Here is a 1812-nt window from a genome sequence, read left to right as displayed (position 1 = left end):
TCGGCAGATACGAAAGCGCCATGTAGTCCGTGACATTGAAGATCAGCACGAGGCAGACGCATTGGACCATCGGCTTCCACTGTTCGAGCAGCATCTCGCGAAATTTCTGCTTGGGCGCGTGGTGCGCTTCGGCCTCGCGCTTGTCGGCCTCACGTTGAAACGCGGGCGTTTCTTCCAGCTTCATCCGGATATACAAGCCAATCAGCCCCAACGGCCCGGCGATGAGAAACGGCACGCGCCATCCCCACGACAACAAGGATTGCTCGGACAAGGCGGCGGTGAGCAGCGCGACACATCCAGCACCAAGCACATACCCCACCAGCGTTCCGAGTTCCAGGAAACTGCCCATCACGCCGCGCTTTTTATCCGGCGAGAACTCCGCGATAAACGTGGCCGCGCCGCCATACTCGCCACCCGTGGAAAAGCCCTGCAGCAATCGCGCGGCGAGCAGCAGAACGGGCGCGAATATGCCAATGCTGCCGTAGGCCGGAATCAGTCCGATGCTGAACGTGCCAACCGCCATCAGGATCATGGTCATCGCGAGGACGCGCTTGCGGCCGATACGATCGCCGAGCGGCCCGAACACCATGCCGCCGATCGGACGCACGAGAAACGCCGCCGCGAACGTGCCGAACGTGGCAATCAATTGCGCGCCGGGATTGCTCGACGGGAAGAACACTCTGCCGAGCGTCACCGCAATGTAGCTGTAGACGCCGAAATCGAACCACTCCATGGCGTTGCCGATGGCCATCGCACCGACCGCGCGCTTGAGCAGCGACTTGTCGACGATGGTGATGTCGTCGAGCGACAAGTACTGTTCGGCTTGGGGCTGCTGCCGGATGCCGTTGTTGAGCGTGGACATATGAAACATTTCTCCAGGTTTGCGTCGCCGATCTGTCCAGGGACATGGGACATGTCGGCGTGCGCTTTGCGCGCACGTTGCCAGGGGAAAAGTGCAGTTTCGCGATTCTGCGATGGGGCCGACTCGCATATCGAACATGAGTCGACCAGGCGCCAAGTCCGCGTTTCGAAGGTGGGTAGCTCAGTTCGAAAGGCAAAACAATGCGCACGCCGCAAGGCGATTTCGCGGAAATGCACTTCGAGGGTTCTGCGAGGCTGTCGCAGGGTTTTGATGACGGCTGGACGCGGCGTTTCAAAGCGCTAGGGCGCGCTCGTTCAAATTCAACGCAGCGTTGCAGCTAAGGAGGCGGGCTTAATACGGCACTTAGCGTGATCAATAGGTGATCAACAGCTGATCAACACGATGACCGCAATACGGACGAAAACACGCTCCGCGCGGCGCCTCCAACATCTGTTTCGATATCTCGAATTAGCGCCCAATGGGCCCGTGATTCAAGAAGATTGACTTTGGATTGCTGTTGGAAAGGAGGAGATGATAGCACGATGGCAGATGATGCGAAAGCCGCCCGTTCCGGGCCGAGCCTGCACGCCATCCTGAAAACAAAAATGGGCGTAAAAAAACCGGCCTCGAAAGGCCGGTTTTATAGACTGTGTCCAACGCGTGCGCGTTAGTCTTGCGGCGGCGGCACATACCCTTGGGCCGTATCTGCGCCTTCCCCGAAGAAGTACTTTTCTGTTTGCTTCAACAGGTACTGGCGGGCGCGCGGATCGGCCATGTTGAGGCGGTTTTCGTTGATCAACATGGTTTGCTGCTTGAGCCAGCCTTGCCACGCTTCCTTCGATACGGTTTCATAGATCCGCTTGCCGAGTTCGCCCGGCAGGGGCGGGAAGTCGAGTCCTTCGGCTTCCTTGCTGAGCTTTGCGCATTGAACCAATCGGGCCATCTGTCAT

General features: G+C 58.6%; 2 protein-coding genes. Both read right to left on the bottom strand.

Going from position 1 to position 1812, the window contains the following annotated elements:
• Window positions 1–862: MFS transporter (locus WCA53_RS21095; protein WP_423915212.1), on the bottom strand; the 862-nt coding region annotated here is incomplete at its 3' end.
• Window positions 863–1529: 667 nt separating this feature from the next.
• The gene (locus WCA53_RS21090) at window positions 1530–1805 is read right to left on the bottom strand and encodes an oxidative damage protection protein (RefSeq protein WP_423915210.1); all 276 of its coding nucleotides are present in this window, start codon (window positions 1803–1805) and stop codon (window positions 1530–1532) included.
• Window positions 1806–1812: the final 7 nt, after the last annotated feature.

The sequence above is a fragment of the Caballeronia sp. genome, from assembly GCF_049581465.1.
GTDB lineage: Bacteria > Pseudomonadota > Gammaproteobacteria > Burkholderiales > Burkholderiaceae > Caballeronia.
Note: the sequence above shows the minus strand (reverse complement) of the source record. Positions and strands in the feature narration are given on the sequence as shown.